17 protein-coding genes and 1 tRNA gene are annotated in these 18,094 nt (G+C 61.5%); 11 read left to right on the forward strand and 7 right to left on the reverse strand.

The annotated features are described in order from the left end of the window. The first annotated feature begins 102 nt into the window (after positions 1-102). Together CIT31_RS24120 and hspQ are read left to right on the forward strand one after the other, a co-directional pair. Positions 103-1,314, forward strand: a complete 1,212-nt coding sequence (locus tag CIT31_RS24120; protein ID WP_095520670.1) for a UbiH/UbiF family hydroxylase — start codon at positions 103-105, stop codon at positions 1,312-1,314. 228 nt (positions 1,315-1,542) lie between these two features. Next, positions 1,543-1,866 carry a heat shock protein HspQ gene (gene hspQ / locus CIT31_RS24125; RefSeq protein WP_065010060.1) on the forward strand — a complete coding sequence of 108 codons (324 nt, stop codon included), beginning with the start codon at positions 1,543-1,545 and terminating at the stop codon, positions 1,864-1,866. A gap of 117 nt (positions 1,867-1,983) precedes the next feature. On the opposite strand, the gene CIT31_RS24130 is transcribed toward hspQ, so the two are convergent. Next, positions 1,984-2,613, reverse strand: a complete 630-nt coding sequence (locus CIT31_RS24130; protein ID WP_065010031.1) for an invasion associated locus B family protein — start codon at positions 2,611-2,613, stop codon at positions 1,984-1,986. A gap of 229 nt (positions 2,614-2,842) precedes the next feature. Between CIT31_RS24130 and CIT31_RS24135 the strand changes: the two genes are divergently transcribed. The 3 genes from CIT31_RS24135 (at position 2,843) to CIT31_RS24145 (ending at position 7,918) form a co-directional block, all read left to right on the forward strand. Beyond that, positions 2,843-4,663, forward strand: a complete 1,821-nt coding sequence (locus CIT31_RS24135; RefSeq protein WP_095520671.1) for an extracellular solute-binding protein — start codon at positions 2,843-2,845, stop codon at positions 4,661-4,663. A gap of 23 nt (positions 4,664-4,686) precedes the next feature. Beyond that, positions 4,687-5,367 carry a DsbA family oxidoreductase gene (locus tag CIT31_RS24140; RefSeq protein ID WP_095520787.1) on the forward strand — a complete coding sequence of 227 codons (681 nt, stop codon included), beginning with the start codon at positions 4,687-4,689 and terminating at the stop codon, positions 5,365-5,367. Between the two features lie 664 nt (positions 5,368-6,031). After that, positions 6,032-7,918 carry an ABC transporter ATP-binding protein/permease gene (locus CIT31_RS24145; protein WP_165778542.1) on the forward strand — a complete coding sequence of 629 codons (1,887 nt, stop codon included), beginning with the start codon at positions 6,032-6,034 and terminating at the stop codon, positions 7,916-7,918. 153 nt (positions 7,919-8,071) lie between these two features. Here CIT31_RS24145 and gor read toward each other — a convergent pair whose 3' ends face one another. The 3 genes from gor to rpiA all read right to left on the reverse strand — a co-directional run bounded on the left by gor (position 8,072) and on the right by rpiA (position 10,901). Beyond that, a complete protein-coding gene (gor, locus tag CIT31_RS24150; RefSeq protein ID WP_095520672.1) occupies positions 8,072-9,460 on the reverse strand; it encodes a glutathione-disulfide reductase in 1,389 nt (462 codons plus the stop codon). A 150-nt stretch (positions 9,461-9,610) separates the two neighbouring features. After that, positions 9,611-10,186 (reverse strand): DUF2059 domain-containing protein, encoded by a 576-nt coding sequence (locus tag CIT31_RS24155; RefSeq protein WP_095520673.1) that lies wholly within the window; start codon positions 10,184-10,186, stop codon positions 9,611-9,613. Continuing rightward, positions 10,173-10,901, reverse strand: coding sequence for a ribose-5-phosphate isomerase RpiA (gene rpiA / locus CIT31_RS24160; RefSeq protein WP_095520674.1), 729 nt, complete (start codon positions 10,899-10,901; stop codon positions 10,173-10,175). The genes CIT31_RS24155 and rpiA overlap by 14 nt, the downstream gene beginning before the upstream one ends. Positions 10,902-11,051: 150 nt before the next feature. Between rpiA and CIT31_RS24165 the strand changes: the two genes are divergently transcribed. The 4 genes from CIT31_RS24165 to CIT31_RS24180 all read left to right on the forward strand — a co-directional run bounded on the left by CIT31_RS24165 (position 11,052) and on the right by CIT31_RS24180 (position 13,022). Next, a complete protein-coding gene (locus CIT31_RS24165) occupies positions 11,052-11,735 on the forward strand; it encodes a phosphoglycolate phosphatase (RefSeq protein ID WP_029352490.1) in 684 nt (227 codons plus the stop codon). A 124-nt stretch (positions 11,736-11,859) separates the two neighbouring features. After that, positions 11,860-11,934: transfer RNA gene (locus tag CIT31_RS24170), tRNA-Val, on the forward strand. A 149-nt stretch (positions 11,935-12,083) separates the two neighbouring features. Then, positions 12,084-12,341: a PepSY domain-containing protein gene (locus CIT31_RS24175; RefSeq protein WP_065010026.1), complete on the forward strand. Its 258-nt coding sequence runs from the start codon at positions 12,084-12,086 to the stop codon at positions 12,339-12,341. 204 nt (positions 12,342-12,545) lie between these two features. Then, on the forward strand, positions 12,546-13,022 hold the full coding sequence (locus tag CIT31_RS24180; RefSeq protein ID WP_095520675.1) for a hypothetical protein: 477 nt from the start codon (positions 12,546-12,548) through the stop codon (positions 13,020-13,022). A gap of 5 nt (positions 13,023-13,027) precedes the next feature. On the opposite strand, the gene CIT31_RS24185 is transcribed toward CIT31_RS24180, so the two are convergent. Next, complete coding sequence (locus CIT31_RS24185; protein WP_095520676.1) at positions 13,028-14,908, reverse strand: L,D-transpeptidase family protein; 1,881 nt, start codon at positions 14,906-14,908, stop codon at positions 13,028-13,030. 213 nt (positions 14,909-15,121) lie between these two features. Next, entirely contained in the window at positions 15,122-15,868 is a 747-nt protein-coding gene (locus tag CIT31_RS24190; protein ID WP_095520677.1) for a 3-oxoacyl-ACP reductase family protein, read from the reverse strand. 99 nt (positions 15,869-15,967) lie between these two features. Between CIT31_RS24190 and CIT31_RS24195 the strand changes: the two genes are divergently transcribed. Then, entirely contained in the window at positions 15,968-16,582 is a 615-nt protein-coding gene (locus CIT31_RS24195; protein ID WP_095520678.1) for a TetR/AcrR family transcriptional regulator, read from the forward strand. Between the two features lie 53 nt (positions 16,583-16,635). Here CIT31_RS24195 and CIT31_RS24200 read toward each other — a convergent pair whose 3' ends face one another. Then, complete coding sequence (locus CIT31_RS24200) at positions 16,636-17,547, reverse strand: alpha/beta hydrolase (RefSeq protein ID WP_095520679.1); 912 nt, start codon at positions 17,545-17,547, stop codon at positions 16,636-16,638. A gap of 47 nt (positions 17,548-17,594) precedes the next feature. Between CIT31_RS24200 and CIT31_RS24205 the strand changes: the two genes are divergently transcribed. Beyond that, complete coding sequence (locus tag CIT31_RS24205; protein ID WP_029352506.1) at positions 17,595-18,047, forward strand: MarR family winged helix-turn-helix transcriptional regulator; 453 nt, start codon at positions 17,595-17,597, stop codon at positions 18,045-18,047. The last annotated feature ends 47 nt before the right edge of the window (positions 18,048-18,094 follow it).

An 18,094-nucleotide genomic window follows, 5' to 3' on the forward strand; every position in this document is an offset into this window, starting at 1 on the left:
CAATCGAATGGGCCGAATCGCCGCGTTGATCAAGCCGTATGATCTGACCTATATGCTTATCAGGTCGGACCGACCGCCTCGCATCACAATCCGGAAGCGAACTTGGACCATCAGCAGACAGCACGGATACTGGTTGCCGGCAGTGGCCCGGCAGGGCTGATCGCAGCGCTTGGTTTTGCGGATGCCGGCTTTCCCGTGACGCTCGTCGGACCTGAGGCAAATGGCCAAGACGGCCGAACGACGGCCTTGATGAACCCAGCCCTGAATATCCTCGAACGGTTGGGCGTACTCGATGAGGTGAGGTCCAAAGCCGCACCGCTGAAGGTTATGCGCATCGTCGATGCAACCAGCCGGCTGATCCGCAGCCCGGTGGTCATTTTTCGTGCCAGCGAAATCGGCGAGGAGCAGTTCGGGCTGAACTTACCCAACAGCGCTCTCAACCCCGCACTTGCCGGGGCTGTAGTCGCGCATTCCGGCATCGAATGGCGAAAATCGATGGTGGAGACCTGGCGCCTCGACGCCGATCGTGCCCATGCGATCCTGTCTGACGGCAGCGAGGTTGCAGCATCGCTGGCGGTCGCTGCCGATGGCCGTCTGTCGCCGGCCCGCGAGGCTGCCGGCATCTCGACGTCCGCCCGGTCCTATCGGCAGGCGGCACTGATTCTCAATTTCGGCCACCGCAGCGACCACGCTTTCACCTCGACCGAATTCCACACCGAGACCGGCCCGTTCACCCAGGTTCCCCTGCCCGGCAACCGGTCCAGCCTTGTCTGGGTGGTAGAGCCGGAAACGGCGAAGGAACTTGTGGCGCTGAACGATGCGACGCTTTCAATGCGGGTCGAACAGCGGATGCAATCGATGCTGGGCCGGGTGTCTGTCGAGCGCGGCCGGCAGATCTACGCGCTTTCGGGCGTGACGCCGCGGTGCTTCGCGCGCAACCGGGTGGCACTTGTCGGCGAAGCCGCCCATGTGTTCCCGCCGATCGGCGCGCAAGGTCTCAATCTTGGTATCAGGGATATCGATGATCTGATTGGAATTACTTGCGAAAACAGGGTTGACCCCGGCGCCGTCAAGGCACTCGCAGCCTATGATTTCAAGCGCCGGCCCGACATCCTGGCGCGCAGCAATGCGGTCAACCTGCTCAACAAGTCGCTGCTCTCGGACATGCTGCCAGCACAGATGGCGCGCAGCGCTGGTCTCGGCGTGCTCGGCGGCTTCGCGCCGCTTCGCGCCTTTTTCATGCGCGAGGGGCTGCGGCCCGGCAGTGGTTTTGCGGCGCTCGCCGGTGGCTTAAGGAAACGAGTCCGGCAGTAGCACGCCCCTCGGGCGGGCTGGCCCGTAGCTTGACGTGGCGTCAAGCGCTTCGGCATTGATCAGGCACTTCGGTATTGAATTGATGCGGCGTCTGCGTGAAGGAGGGTCAGGCATCAGCCATAAGTCGGGCTCGATTTTTTGAAGCGTAATGCGTAAATTCAAAGTCTTAGAGAGTCTTTGCGCAGTCCAAGGATGCGGCACTCCTAGGACTTAGTGGTGAGTACGATGATGAAAACAGCCAAATTCTCGATCGGACAGGTGGTTCGCCACCGGCTGTTTCCGTTCCGCGGCATCATTTTCGATGTCGACCCGCAATTCGCCAACACCGACGAATGGTACGAGGCGATCCCTGCGGACGTGCGGCCGGCCAAGGACCAGCCCTTCTACCATTTGCTCGCCGAGAATTCGGAAACGGAATACATCGCCTATGTGTCTGAGCAGAATCTCCTCGAGGATCAGTCTGGCGAACCGGTGCGGCATCCGGAGATCGGCGAGATGTTCGACAAGAGGCCGGACGGCCGCTACGAGCCAAGACGCCAGTCAAGACATTGACCTGACGGGATTGCGGGCCTGCTAGGATCAAGAAATGGCCGGCCGGAACAAAAAAGCGGGGCATGACCCCGCTTTTTCCTTGGCTCGAGAAATTGTCTTATTTGCTCTGAGGGGCGATCAGTTTGAGGTCTTCGCCTTGTCCTGCTCTTCCTTGAGCTTCTTGGCGAAGTCCTGATTGTTCTTGGCTACGAAATCCTGAAGCTTCTTCTGCCGATCCTCGATGTCCGACTGCTGCAGCGGCGGCCCGTCGAAGGCGCCGCTGAAGCCGGTCAGCGCGATCTTGATCGGGTTCGGCTGGTTCTGGAAATTGACCGAGGTCAGCGTCAGGTTCGAACCCTTCTTGAAGGAGGCGACGAGCTGGTCGGTCAGCGGCACTTCCGCCACGCAGCGGTCGGGGAAGCAGATCACATAATCGAGCTTCTGCGCCTTCCCCGTATCGATTTGAAGGCCAATGCCGGGAGGAACCAGGCGACCGGTCGGAACCGTCACCTGGAACACCTTGCGGTTTATCTTGCCCTTCAATTCGATCAGGCTGACGCCGGTAACGAGCTGGCCGTTACCGGCAGTGGTGATGTTCTGGACATTGCAGATGTCGACGTCTTCCTGCTTGGTGCAGGCTTTGAACCAGCCCTGCGGAATCTGCTGTTGCTGCTGCGCAAGAGCTGCTGGAAGTTGTGCGCCCAGAAAGCCGACCACGCCAGCGGCCAGGACCGACAGGCGGTACGCGTTGCTGTTCAGGCTCGTCATCGTGAACTTCCTCTCAAATGATCCCAGGACCGGCTTCTTCGCGCCGTGTGGTCCAGCTACCTGTTGCCGAAATGAGGCAACAGAATGACTCGGACGGCGTGTTACACTGCAAGCGGTGGCGAATCCAGCCCGATACTCGCAATTCTTGAACGCGCGATTGACCGGGAGGCGGCCGGCTCATGTTAGGGTGCGCTCCGAATCATCAAGCCGACCCAGTAAGGAGACGGTCATGGGCCGCGTTCTTGTTTGGCTGATCGCCGCGATCTCGTCTATCACACTTTCGCTTCAGCCAGGTGTATCGGAGCCGAAACACGCGATCGCCATGCAAGGCGAGCCGGCGCTGCCGGCCGACTATACGCATTTCAACTACGTCAATCCCGATGCGCCGAAGGGCGGCAGCATCACCTATTGCGTCGTCGGTAGCTTCGACAATCTCAACCCGTTCATCCTGAAAAGCCTGCGCACGACGGCACGCGGCATGATCGATAGGATCTTCGGCAATCTCGTCTTCGAGCCGTTGATGCAGCGCAATGACGATGAAGCCTTCAGTCTTTATGGCCTGCTTGCCGACACCGCGGACATGGATCCGGAGCGCAGGAGCATCGAATTCCACCTCGATCCGAGGGCCAAGTGGTCTGATGGCCAACCGATGACTGCGGAAGACGTGCTGTTCACTTACGACGTCTTTACCGAGAAAGGCCGGCCACCCTACAGCGCCCGAATGAGCATGGTCGCCAAACTCGAAAAAATCGGCGACCGCAGCGTGCGCTTTACATTCAATGACAAGGCGAACCGCGAGACTCCGTTGGTTATCGCGATGACGCCAATCGTACCGAAGCACGCTTTCGACAAGGAGACCTTCGACCGAACCACGTTGAAACCTGTGATCGGCAGCGGCCCGTACACCGTGGCGCACGTGGCGCCTGGCCAGCGCATCGTGTTCAAGCGCAACCCAAATTATTGGGGCAAGGACATCCCCGCCAAGCGCGGTTTCGACAATTACGACCAGATCACCATCGAATATTTCCTCAATGCCAACGCCAAGCTGGAAGCTTTCAAGAAAGGCATCTGCGCCATCGCTGACGACAGCGATCCGGTCAAGCGCGAGCGCGATCTCGACTTCCCGGCCTTCCACAAGGGCGACGTGATCGCCGAAACGTTCGACACCGGCATCCCGCCAGTGGTGACCGGGTTCCTGTTCAACACAAGACTGGAGAAGTTTTCCAATCCGGTGGTTCGACGCGCGCTCGGCATGCTCTACGACTTCGAATGGGCCAACAAGAACTTGTTTGGCGGCAAGTACATGCGCACCATGAGCTATTGGCAGAATTCCGAGCTTTCCGCGCTCGGCCATCCGGCCGACGACAGGGAAAAAGCGCTTCTGGCACCTTACCCCGGCCGTGTGCCAGCCGATGTCATGGACGGCACCTGGCGGCCACCCGTCACCGACGGCTCGGGCCAGGACCGCAAGGTGCTGAAAGCTGCCTTCGACATATTGAAGGGCGCGGGCTATGCCTTGCAGGATGGAGTGATGCTCGATCCCGAGGGGAAACCCTTCGGCTTCGAGATCCTGACCGCCTCGCAGAACGAGGAGCGCCTTGCCGCCATCTACCAGCGCACGCTGGCGAAGATCGGCATCGCTGTCACCATCCGCAGCCTTGACGGCGACCAGATCCAGTCGCGCAAGCAACGTTTCGATTTCGATGTGCTGATCGGCACCAGCGGCTTCGAGAACTCGCTGTCGCCGGGCATCGAGCAGCTCGGTCGCTGGGGATCAGCTGCCGCCAATGCCGAAGGGTCATTCAACCTTGCCGGCGTCGCCGATCCGGCGATAGATGCCGCACTAGAGGCGATGCTCGACGCCCGCAGCCGCGAAGATTATGTTGCCGCCGTCCGCGTCCTCGACAGGTTGTTGATCTCCGGCAACTACATGGTTCCGATGCAGCACAACACGCAGCAATGGCTCGCCTACTGGAGCTATCTGGAACATCCGCAAAAGACGCCCATATCAGGTTATCGGCTGCCGACATGGTGGCGCAAGCCGAAATGACCTCTTCGGAACAGGAGATCAAGATGAGCGACGAGAAGTCGATTACCGTCGATGTGGTCTCCGACGTCGTCTGCCCCTGGTGCTTCATCGGCCAGAAGCGGCTCGACAAGACGATCGCCGCGGCAACCGATGTCGAGGTGCACATTCGCTGGCGGCCGTTCCAGCTCGATCCGACCATCCCGCCCGAAGGCAAAGATCGCCGCGAATACCTGGTGGCCAAATTCGGCAGTGACGAACGCATTCGCGAGATCCACGCCCGCATCGAGCCACTGGGAGAGGCCGAAGGGATCAACTTTGCCTTCGCCGCCATCAAGGTCGCGCCCAACACGCTTGACGCGCACCGCGTCATCCGCTGGGCTGGTGCCGCCGGCGAGGTCGTGCAGAACCGGCTGGTGCGACGTCTGTTCCAGTTGAATTTCGAGGAAGGCGCCAATCTCGGCGATCATGTGGTGCTGATCAACGCCGCCCGCGAGGCCGGCATGGATGCATCCGTGGTCGAGACGCTTTTGCCGACGGACGCCGATGTCGAGGCGGTGCGCACAGAAATCGCCACTGCTTCGCGCATGGGGATCACGGGCGTGCCGTGCTTCCTGCTTGAGGGCAGGTATGCGGTGATGGGCACACAAGACGCCGACACGCTCAGCGACGCCATTCGCCAGGTTGCGGCGGCCAAGGCGCGGGGCGAGTTGGAGAAAGCGAACTGAATAGGCGCTACTCCACCGTTACCTTGGCGCGGCCGACGAATAATCAGTGCCCGTTGCTGCTGGTGCGGGTCAATCCCTTGGTTGACGACTTCCCCTTGCTTGGCGGCTTGCGGCTTGCAAGAAAGCGACCCCTTGCTGCAGCTGTTCCCATAGGCAAGCTTGGCGGCATCGATGCATTGCGCTGCAGACAACGCGATTCCGGTTACTTTCCGGGCGCCGCCAGGTCCGACATGGCCAACAAAGACGTGTCGAAGACGGCACGTTCTTGCGCGCATCCGTCTTCCGCAGCATAAAGTCGGCTGATCGACCACGCTCTTGCCTTCACAAAACTGTGGAAAGAGCTTCCCTAAGGGAAGATGCCGGCCTTCGCATGCGTGGATCAGCAACCCATTGAATTTACGCAAACAATATTCCTTTGGGAACGACAGGCCATGACATTGCAGTCCTGAATTCTGTTGCTTAATGGCAACGGCGAGCGGATCAATTCTCCGCAGGCAGAGAAAAGATAATGGAAAATGATCAATTGGTGTTACTCTCTGTAACAATAACTAAAAGAGGTTTGGGCGGGATAGTGATTCGGGTCGGTAGACCAGAGCGACATTCAATATCGGAAAAATGGCTCCGCGGTGCCGCAAGGCCGCCGCTCCTGACACCGGTTTCCTCGATGCGCAGCTTCTGGGGACTGATGCGGGCCTACTGGTTTTCAGAACGCTGGGTGGAGGCCTGGACGCTGACCCTGGTGATTGCCCTGGTCACCGCGCTGTCCAGCAAAGCCGACGTCTGGTTTACAGTGGCTGCAGCAGAGCTGGCGACGTCGATCGCCTTTTTCCACAATGCCGCGAATACCACGCCAATCAAGACAGTGCTGACCAACGCCGGTTTGCTCGTGTTGCTGGTCGTGCTCAAGGACTTGGTTATTGCCGGCGTTCGCAACCTTGTTTCTAAAACATTGCATCGCAAATGGCGTGGCTGGTTGGACGGCCGCTTCAATGAGTCCCTGCTCGACACCAATCATACGCATTTCCATGCCCAGCATGGGTCTTCCGGGAACGCAGCTCCCGATAACATTGACCAGCGCGTGCAGGAATCCATTAAGGCCATGACCGGCGGAGCCATCGGGCTTGCTATGGGTGTGCTCGGCGTCTTCACTTCGCTCTACTTTGTCGGCGGAGAATTGCTGAGAAACTCCGTGGAGGTGAAAGGGCTGGAGTTTCTCGGTAGCTACGGCAGCGCCATCCTTGCTCTCTTGGCAATCGCTATCTACGTGCCGTTCAACACCTGGATCGCGGTGAAACTCGGCCGAATGCTGGAGTGGCTCAACGTCAGAATGCAGCAGGCTGAAGGCAACTACCGCGGCGAGTTGATCACGTTCCTGCGCCGCAGTTTTCACGTGGCCGCATCGCAAGGCGAGAATGTACAGAAGACTGTGCACAGCCAGCGCTATGCCGACATTGACCGTACCTGGGCAAGATTGAACGTCGTCAACACCGGCTACGCTTCTTTCGAGCTGATCTACAATTTCATCGGCGCCAAGATTGTCGCTTACGGCCCTGGACTAGTGCCCTTCATTTACAACGGCCTCGACCTCAAGGGTTATTTAACAGCTTCCGAACAGGTCAATGCGCTGATTAGCAAGTGTTCATGGTTCATTCATGTGATGCCGGAGATCGCCACCTTGCGCGCCAACAGCCAGCGCGTCATCGAACTTGCGCAGGCAATCGAGAACGTCCAGCACCCGCAAGAATTCTACAGCCTGACCGGCCGCTCCGAGTTCCGCTACGACCGCCAGAACCCGGTGTTCGGCCTGACGATCCAGAAGCTGGAACTGGCGCATGGAGGCGAGGACGCAACGCCATTCCTGAGTGCTGCGAATTTGCGCTTCCGGCGTGGCGAGTGGACGTTCCTGAAGGGCGAATCGGGCTGCGGCAAAACCTCGCTGATCAAGGCGATCAACGGTCTGTGGCCCTATGGCCGCGGTACCATCGTCTTCCCGGAAGGGGTTGAAAGTTTTTATGCCGCCCAGGAGGTCAAGCTGCAGCAGGTCTCGCTGAAGCAACTGGTCTGCCTGCCCGCCTCAGAGCACGACCACACCGACGCGCAGGTTGCATCGGCTCTGCACAGAGCGGGCCTTGGCGATTTCATCGGACACATGGCCGATGAAAGCCGCGAGGGAATGAGCTGGGACCAGGTGCTTTCGGGCGGCCAGAAACAGAAGCTGGTTGTCGCTCGCATCGTGCTGCAGCAGCCGGGGCTGCTGTTTCTCGATGAAGCGACCGGCGCGCTCGACCCCGAAGCGAAGATCGCCTTCCATCAAGCGATCAAGGACAATTGTCCAGACGTCACGGTGATCTCGATCATGCACGAGGCCGTGCCGCCAAGGTCGCTTTCAGGCGCCGAATTCTATCACAGCATCGTTGCCATCGCCGATGGCGTCGCGACCAAAAAGCCGCTGGCGCCGAGCTTGCCGGTCGAGCTCACCACCATCCTCGAGCACCCAAGGCCGGTCGAGGAAAGATGGCTGCGCTTCCCTCGCCGCATGAGGCAGAAATAGCCGCGAAACAACATCGCTGCCCAGTGTCGCCGGTGATCCTGCCTGCCCGCTGAAGCCGGCAGTGTCGGGGCGATCACCGGCTCGCCCCCGGTTAGCAGTGTTTCGAGGAGCTTAAGGACATCGGCGGCTGTTCCGTCCGGGCGAAAGCAAACGTCAGACGCGCTCGCCGTCCTTCACCCGGTAGGTCGGCTTGTACATGGTGACGAGTTCTTCCGCCGCGGTCGGATGCACGGCCATCGTGCGATCGAAATCATCCTTGGTCAGCCCCGCCTTCAGCGGAATGCCGAGAAGCTGCGCCATCTCGCCGGCATCCGGCCCGAGGATATGGACACCGAGCACTCTTTTCGAGGTGCCGTCGACCACCAGCTTAATCAGCATCTTTTCGTCGCGGCCGGACAGTGTGTGCCGCATCGGCCGGAAGGTGGCGCGGTAGATCTCAACGTCGGAAAAACGCTTTATCGCCTCATCTTCCGACAGGCCGACTGTGCCGATCTCGGGCTGCGAAAACACTGCGGTGGCGATCGTATCATGGTCGGGCGCGGTCGGGTTGCCCTTGAAGGCGGTCTCGACGAAACACATCGCCTCGTGGATCGCCACCGGCGTCAATTGCACGCGGTTGGTCACGTCGCCGATCGCCCAGATGTTGTCGATGTTGGTGCGCGAATATTGGTCGACATTGATAGCGCCGGTCTTGGTCATCTCGATGCCGACGCCCTCAAGACCCATGTTTTCGGTGTTGGGGAGACGCCCGATGGCGAGCATGACCTGATCGACAGTCAGTATCTTGTCGCCAGTGACGACAGCGTCGAGGCGCCCGTCTGGGCGCTTCCTGACCCATTCGGATACGGCATGGCAGAGGATTTTTATCCCCTTCTTTTCCATCGTTTCGTGCAGCATACGCCGGAGATCCATGTCGAAGCGCGAGAGAATCTCCTTGCCGCGATAGACCAGCGTTGTGTCGACGCCGAGGCCGTGAAAGATGTTGGCGAATTCGACGGCAATATAGCCGCCGCCCTCGATCATGATCGCCTTCGGTAATTCCTTGAGGTCCAAGGCCTCATTGGAAAAGATGCAGTGCTCGTGGCCGGGCAGAGCCGGGTGCGGCGCTGGGCGGCCGCCGGTGGCGATGAGAATCTGGTCGGCGGTGACGGTGCGGTCGTTGCCGAGAAGATGCACCACATGCGGATCGACCAGCATGGCGCGCGACTGGAACGTCTCGCCGCCGACGCCTTGGACATTCTTCCTGTAGATGGCTTCCAGCCGGCTGATCTCGCGATCCTTGTTGGCAACCAATGTCTGCCAGTCGAAGCTCGCCTGCGGCACGGTCCAGCCATAACCTGCGGCGTCGGCAAAATGTTCGGGAAATTGCGACGCATAGACATAGAGCTTCTTCGGCACGCAGCCGCGAATGACGCAGGTGCCGCCATAGCGGTATTCCTCGGCAATGCCGACGCGCTTGCCGAGTGCCGCCGCCATGCGCGCCGCCCTCACCCCGCCGGAGCCGCCGCCGATGACGAAAAGATCGTAGTCATAGACGGCCATGATGCGGCTCCTTGCCCTTCAAATGTCTGAGACAGGTAGGCTGCAAACCGCCAAAAGAAAAGCCCGGACCATCACGCCGCGCACGCTGTCGGACGCGCAATGGAGGCCGGGCTTTCCGGTCCGCAGCGATAACGCCGCCGGACAATATTCTCAGTTCTTCGGTGCTTCCGGTTCCGTACCAGCCGCAGGAGCCGCGGCATTCGCCGGTGCCGCCGGCGCTGTAGCCTTCGCTGCCGCGGCCAGCGTTTCGCCGACCTGTTGTGCGAGATCGCGAGCGACGCCGTTCTGCCAGATGTCGGCGGCCTTGAGCAGGTCACGCGTCACGGCCGGGCCGCTGTCGAGCAGCTTCTTGCCGGAATCGGAACTGTAGAAAGCGGCGATTTCGGTAAGCTCTTTTTCGGAAAATACCTTGGCATAGGCTAAGGCCGCTTCCTTCTCGAGATCGGCGCGGCGCGAGGCCAGCGCCAGAGCCTTTTCGCTAACCGTTCTGCCGATCAGCTCCTGCATGTCCGGGTTCTTTTGGATAAGCTGCTGCTGAAGCGCGGCGGCGGCCTGCGGCAGGATGTTGTCGAACGGGTCCGTTGCGTGGATCGCCGCGACCGCAGCGCGGGCCGCCTTCAGATGCCCGTCGGTGACGTCCTGCGAGAACGCCGGCGATGAAAACGCAAAGACGGCTGAAGCTGCCAGAACGGCAGAAAAACGGCGAACCCGGTTATGCAACGTCATGATCGGTAGAACTCCCTGGTTTTCGGGCGGCATGGACGGTTTGGACGCCGTCGCCGGCTATGATGGCCGCTGATGCCAGCCCGATGAAAAGACCATGCTCGACCACGCCCGGAATGGCATGGAGAGCATTCGAAAGCGCTCTTGTATCCGGAATGCGGCCAAAAGATGCATCGAGGATAAAATGGCCGCCGTCTGTAACAAAAGGCTGGCCCCCCGTCATCCTCAATGTGACGGGACCGGAAAGACCGAGCTTTCCGGCCGCCGCGGCGACGGCGATTTCCGTGGCACGCAGACCGAACGGGTTGACCTCGATGGGCAGTGGAAAACGGCCGAGCGTCTCGACCATCTTCGAACGGTCGGCAATGACGATCATGCGGGCGGAAGCCGCCGCCACGATCTTTTCGCGCAGCAGCGCGCCGCCGCCGCCCTTGATCAATGTCAGCGCCGGATCGATCTCGTCGGCGCCGTCGACGGTAAGGTCGAGTTCCGGCGTTTCCTCCAGCGTCGACAGCGGCACGCCAAGCTCGCCGCAAAGGATGGCGGTGCGCTCCGAGGTCGGCACGCCGATAATGGTGAGGCCGTTGGCGACCTTCTCGGCAAGCAGCCGAACGAACTCCTCGGCCGTCGAGCCGGTGCCGATGCCGAGCCGCATGCCATCAGTCACATGGGCAAGTGCCGCCCGTGCGGCTTCGACCTTCAGTTGCCTCGCATCCATGCCTGCCCCGGATTTCGCTTGTTTCGGCGCTCCTAGCATCTTTGCCCGTCCGGTCAAAGGCTTTGCCCTGTGGATTGACCAAGCACCGCTTGCCTGGATGGGCTGCAGCGGCTATCGCCTGCCGGCAGCGTAATCGTCACAGGACAGGCCATGACCCGACCGATCATCGTGTTCGACCTCGACGGGACGCTGATCGATACAGCGCCGGACCTGCTCGACAGCCTCAACCACAGCCTTGCCGCCAGCGAACTCGCAGCCGTCGATGAGGCCGGCTTCAAGCGCTTCGTCGGCCATGGTGGACGGGTGATGATCGAGCGCGCGCATGCCGCGCAGCAGAGGTCGCTGGAAAGCCAGGAGCATGATCGCTTGCTGAAACTGTTTCTCGATCATTACACCGACAACATCCCGGGTAAATCGCGCCCCTACCCCGGCGTCGTCGAGACGATCGCCCGATTCGAAGCAGCCGGTTATCTCCTGGCCGTCTGCACCAACAAATACGCAGCCAACTCGGTGGCGCTGATCGAGGCGCTCGGCCTGGCGAAGCATTTCGCGGCGATTTGCGGCCAGGACACGTTTGCGTTCCGCAAGCCCGATCCGCGCCATCTGACCCAAACAATCGTGCTGGCCGGCGGCGATCCGCACCGCGCACTGATGGTCGGTGATTCGCAGACCGACATCGATACGGCGAAAGCCGCCGGCATTCCCGTGGTCGCGGTCGATTTCGGTTATACCGACCGCCATGTGCGCGAATTCGAACCGTCGGCGGTGATCTCGCATTTCGACGCACTGACGCTTGGTCTGGCCGAACGCCTGATCGCCGCTGCGGGGCGCTGAGCGAGGCGACCGGGTCGCTCCCGGCGGGATTGCATTCGGTCTTCGTCGGAACGCCAGGGCATCGCCTTGACTTCCCCGGCCGGCCTCCCTTATATCGCGGCGCGCTTGGCCTTCGGGCAAGAGCGGGCGATTAGCTCAGCGGGAGAGCACACCCTTCACACGGGTGGGGTCGCAGGTTCAATCCCTGCATCGCCCACCAACCTCACAGCTTTCGAGGCTGCATCCGATTCCGTTCAGGGGACAACAATGCGGCGCGTCGGCACGGCGCTAGATGTCACGCCCCTTGCCCAATCCGGAACAAACCTGCATGGCCGCGAGTTTCTACTCCTCGAAGAGTGAGGGAAAGCCATGTCCAGACTTGTTTTGGCGACAGGTGTCGCAGTCCTCCTTCTCGGCGGACCGGCCTTTGCCGCAGACGGCAGCCCGTTGCCGCCGCAGAATGCCAGGAAACTGTCGGAAATAATCGCCAAGGTCGAGCAGCGCGACGACTTTCGCTACGTCGACGAGGTCGGCTGGGACAGCGGCGCCTACACCGTCACCTATTACACGACCGATAAGGCGAAGGTTGAAATCACCTACGATCCGGTGACAGCCGAGCCGAAATAGATCGCGGCCACCCTTCCTCCGGGCGATACGTGCGGCCGGAACTTCCGGCAACCAGGTTACAGCGCAGCCTGGCGACGACCCTCGGAAGCGGGCGGCGGCGTGGCTTCACCAAGAGCGGGGCCTGCACCTTTTCGGCATCCCCTTGCGCCGAAGCGGCTTTGATGGCTGACTGCGGCGTGATCATTGAGCCGCACGGGGGTGGGCATGGCGACGGCAAAGCATGTGGCGAAACGCGTTCTGATGGTGCTCGCCGGCTATTTCGTTGCGGTGCTGGTTGGACTGATTGCAGTAGTGACGATCTATGGTGCATTGAGTTCGCTGCCTGATGCACCGGCGTATTTCGATTTCATGGGGCTCTCCCCCATCGCGGCGCTGGTCGTGCCACCGCTCGGCATGTTCATCTATTTCCTGACGATCGTACTAACCGGCCTGCAGACGCTGATCTTCGCGCTGATCGCCGAATTGTTTTCGCTGCGCAGTTTTTGGCTGCATATGGCCTTCGGCGCCGCAGCAGCGGCTGCCGGCTTCGTCCTGATCTGGCCGAGCGCGCCGGAAGACCTGAGCCCCGAGCGCTGGGCCGATATCGGCATCATCGCCGCCGCCGGCCTTGTCGCCGGTTTGGTCTACTGGCTGATCGCCGGGCGCGAAGCCGGGTTCCGGCGCCCGCTCTCCCTGCGTTAGCGTCCTCAGCTCGCCGGCGAGCGCACCGCTTCCGTGCTGTCGAGTGCCTGCTGCAGCCGCGTGTCGCGGTCGTAGACGTCGCTGAAATATTCGACTTTGCCGGACATGTCCGGCCAGGCGGTGAAATAGGCGACATAGACCTGGATCGTGCGCGTGACCTTTTCGGTCGAATGGCCGTGCTTCAGCTTCTCCGCGACATAGTCGACCGAGGTGCCGAGCACGGCCGCCGCCATGCCGCGCGGATCCTGCAGACGAACGCAGCCATGGCTGAGCGCGCGCATATCACGCTGGAAAAACGACTTTTGCGGCGTATCGTGCATGTAGATTGCGTGCTTGTTGGGGAACAGGATCTTCAGTTCGCCCAGCGCATTGGCCTCGCTCGGCAGCTGGCGCACGCCATAAGGTATTTTCGCGCCATAGGCACCCCAGTTGACCGAGGAGGAGGGAATGCGTTTGCCGCGCGCGTTGACCACTTCGTAGCCGGCGCGGTCGAGATAGCCGGGATCCCTGCGCAGCCGGGGCAGCATCTCGTTGACGAGGATCGACTGCGGCACACCCCAATAGGGATGGAAGTCGACCTGCTCAACCTGGTCGTAGAAGAAGGAAGTCTGGTTCGTGGTCTTGCCGATGACGGCGCGGGTCTTCAGCTTCTCCTCGCCATTTTCGATATAGCTCGCCGTAAAGGCCGGCTGGTTTATGAAGACGCGCGGACTGCCGAGATCGGATGGCAACCAGCGCAATTCTTCCAGCGCGACCTGCACCTTTTGAATCTTGTCGGCCTTGGACGTCCCGACCAGCGCTGCGACGGTGCGCGGACCGATGACGCCGTCGCCCTTCATGCCAGCCTTTTTCTGCACCGCCTTGATAACCGGCACCAGTTCCGGATCATAGACCTCGCTGGTGGCGAGCCTGGCCAATGTCTCGCCATAGGCGCCGCCCATCTCGTCGTCGAGATTGCGCGCGATCTTCGCCAGAAGCTTCGGCAGTTCGGGGCTGGTCTGCCCCGGTTTCAGCAACAGCTTGGGGTCAACGACGATCTCGTCTTCGGCGCTGGCCTGAAGTGATTCCAGTTCGATGCGCAGCGCCTGATATTCGGCGTTCTGCGGATGCCGTGATTCGAGATAGGTGCGCACTTGCTGAGTGCGCGCCAGCGTTTTCAGCACGCCTTCCATGTCGAGCGGCTTGGCCGGGAAATCATAGTAGCCGGTGATGCGATTGGGATCGACGCGGCCGCTTTGCGCGTCGTGGACATAGCGCAAGACGCGCGCCGACAGTGCCATCTCAAAGCGGACGAACCCCTTCAGCCGCGCATCGGCGCCGCCGGTCGATGCGCCGGCGGCGGGCACTTCAACCGAATAGTCGGCCGGCGTGAGGCCATAGCTCGTGGCCTCGCCAAGCACCCGCACCGCATCCTGCGCGCGACCGTTTGGGCCGGTCCCGGTCACCCAGATGAAATCCGGATTGGCCGAGTAATAAGCGATCAACGCCTTGGCAATGTCAGGTTCGGCATAGAGCTCGTAGTCGCCGAGCCCGGCAATCGCTTCGCGGAAGGCGTCGCTGGTGAGCGACGGTACAAAGGCAGCGTCCTGTGGTGCCACCGGCTGTGGTGCTGCCATCAGTGTCGCAAAATCGACACGCACCAGCCGGTCGGCCTTATAAGTGTAGTAGGACGGGCTGTTGATCCTGGTGCCACCACCAGCGAATTCTTTCGGCTTCGGTCTGTGCTTCGGCGGCGGAGGGAAATCACCTTGGGGCGCGCGCCTGATGCCACCGCCGAAAAGCCTCTCGAAAAGCCCTTGCGCGTCCGCCTGCGGCACGCCGAAGGTCAGCATTACCGTTACAACCGCAAGCGGCATCACGGTTGCTTTGTTTCCGAGGAATTTCATGGATCACCCGCTCCGGCTGCAACCGGCTCCCGTTCCGCATCGCTTGACGGTCTCGCCCACCGCACGGCGGGATGTAAGACGCGACCACATCGATTCATACCGATTTCGTTAAGCTTCCATAAATTTCGGCTCTCCTGTTGCAGAACAGTTTCACAAACCGTGACAACTAAAGCGAATTGGGTCCGCTCCGGTTCCAGGGAAATAGTGCACGGGTCAGGCGTGGGCGCCGCTGTCGATAGTCAGTGCGGCGCCTGTCACGAAGCGCCCTTCGGGACCTGCCAGCCAGGCGACCATGCCGGCGATTTCTTCAGCCTTGCCGAAGCGGGGCGTCGCCATCTTCTGTCGCTGGTGCTCGGCGCGCGGGCCACTGGCTGGGTTCATATCGGTATCGGTCGAGCCAGGATGAACGACGTTGGCGGTGATGCCGCGCGAACCGAGGTCGCGCGCCAATGCCTTGGTCAAGCCGACCAACGCCGCCTTGCTGGCCGAGTAGGCGCTGAGGCTGGTGTCGGTGACACGCTCCGCCAGATTGCTGCCGATCGAGATGATCCTGCCACCCTCGCCCATGTGCACGGCTGCCGCCTTCGAGGCCACGAACGGGGCTCTGACATTGACCTCCATAGTTTCATCAAAGTCGGCGAGCGCCAACGTGTCGATCGGCGCGACGCGCCAGATACCGGCGCTGTTGACGAGGATGTCGAGCCGCCCGAAAACTCTCACTGCCTCGCTGACCGCCTCTCGGATTGCGGCGGCGTCGCGATTGTCGGCCTTGAGGGCAATGGCGCGACCGCCGGCTGCCTGAATATCCTCGACGACAGCACGGGCCTGCTCCTGACCGGTCACGTAAGTGAGTGCGACGCTGGCGCCGTCGGCCGCGAGCCTTCGCGCAATCGCTGCGCCGATGCCGCGGCTGCCGCCGGTGACGAGCGCGACCTTGCCGTTCAAGTGTTGCGATGACATTTGTTTCTCCTTTTTTTGTAATGATCGATACATAAATGTCTGCCAGCCTTGCCGAGCGCGTCAACAGATTTATGTATCAATCAACACAGAAAGGATGCCATGCCCGAACGAGGCCGCCCCCGCACCTTCGATCGAACCGCTGCCTTGCGGCGTGCAATGGAGGTGTTTTGGGCAAAGGGTTACGAGGGCGCATCGATGAGCGAGCTGACCGCCGCGATGGGCATCAACTCGCCCAGCCTCTACGCCGCCTTCGGCAGCAAGGAAGCGCTCTTCCTCGAAGCGGTCGAGCTCTACACGCAGGTCGAAGGCACCGATATCTGGTCCGCACTGGAAAAAGCGCCGACAGCGCGCGAGGCGGTCGAGCGCTTCCTGCGCCAGACGGCCAAGGCCTATTCGCAGACCGATCGTCCGCAAGGCTGCCTGATCGCACTTGGCGCTCTGCACCAGGATTCAAGCCGCGGCGCCATTTGCCATGACCTGCGCCGCCGTCGCGCTGAAAGCCGCGCAGCTTTGCTGAGTCGGCTGGAACGTGGCGTGGCGGAAGGCGAATTGCCGGAAAATTTCGACTGCCGCACTGCCGCGACCTTCTATGCGACGGTGCAGCACGGCATGTCGATCCAGGCGCGCGACGGCGCATCGCGCGCCGCCCTTCTTGCGACGGTGACCGGGGCTATGGCGGCGTGGAAGGTCCTGGCTGGCACCGACACGGTGTGACAAACGATGGCGGCCGAACTCGTGTTCGGACAGGACGAAACAAGATGTTCAGGTCAATGCAGCAGCGACGGTTCCCGGTGTTCGGCAACGAAACCGATCGCACGCTCGACCACGCCCCTATCGGCGAGAATGCGGCGATGGCCGAGCCCATCGGCCCAGTAAAGCCGCACATGGTCGCCGGCGCCAGCATAGAGCCTTGCATGGTCGGCGGACACTTCGCGGTCGTCCGGCGCATGGATGACCAGCGTTGGCACCGGCGTGCTGGCAAGCTGGCGGTCGCCGACGAATTCGTGCAGCGGCCGGCCAGCGATACGTTCGACCCGGTCGGCCATGGCGGCCTGCGAGCGTCGGCCGACACTGAGCATGCGGCTGAAATCATCGAAGATCGCCGGCAGGGAACTCGGCGCCGCGATCAACACCAGCCGCTCGGCCGCCAGCGGCGGAATGTTCTTGACCGAACCGACGACGGCATTGGCGGCGACGGCACCGCCGAAGGAATGGCCGACGACCGCCACGAACGGGCCAAACCATTCGCCGGTGAGGCGTGCAGCTTCGACAGCGCTGACCAATGTGAGCCGGCGGCCCTGCGATTGGCCATGGCCCGGCAAGTCGAGCGAGACAACCTTGTAACCGGCGTCGCGATACCCTTCGATCAGCGTGCGCATATATTCGGTGCGCGAACGCCAGCCATGGATGACGAGCACCGTGCCGGCGGCCCGCCTGCCCGGCTCGGGCCTGAACTCATGCACCATGACGCACCCGTTTTTGGCCTTCAGCCGATGATGGCGCGCCTCGGCCATGAAGCCGGCGGCACGGTCGACGGCGCGCCGCTCGCCGTCGCTGAGAACCTTGGCGTTCGGCGTGCGGCAGAACAGTTCGAATGCCGCGCGCCCGGTGAGGCGGGGAGCCACGTGTTCGGCAGCGGCAAACACGCCCCGGATGACCTTCAACCCAAATGATGCCATAGTGGCGATCCATCCATTCGTTCAAGCATGAACATAATAGTTCAAACATGAACATTAAACAAGAGCTGCCCTGGGACAACCCGCGTTTTCGCAACTGGGTCGCGGTGGCGCGCGCTTGCCATGTGCTGGAGCGCACGCTGGCGGCGAAGCTCGCGCCGCTGGACCTGAAGCCGGCGCAGCTCGACGTGCTGATGAACCTTTACCGCCATCCCGGCATGTCGCAGCACGATCTCGCCCGCCGGCTGCTGGTCGGCCGCTCCAACATCACCATGCTGCTGCCGCAACTCGAGACACGCGGCCTGCTGCGCCGCGAAGGCGATCAGAAAGACAAGCGGGTGCTGCGGCTGACCTTGACCGAAGCCGGCACGGAACTGCTGATGCAGGCGCTGAAGGTCCATATGGCGCTGATCGAGAAAGCGATGAGCCAGTCGACGCCGGAGCAATGCGACATGATCGGCGAGCAGATGCGCAAGATTGCCGACGTCCTCAAGGAAGCGTGACTGGAGCATCGGGCCCAAAAGTGGAAACCGGTTTTGGGAAAATCCGA

Source organism: Mesorhizobium wenxiniae, assembly GCF_002284535.1.
GTDB lineage: Bacteria > Pseudomonadota > Alphaproteobacteria > Rhizobiales > Rhizobiaceae > Mesorhizobium > Mesorhizobium wenxiniae.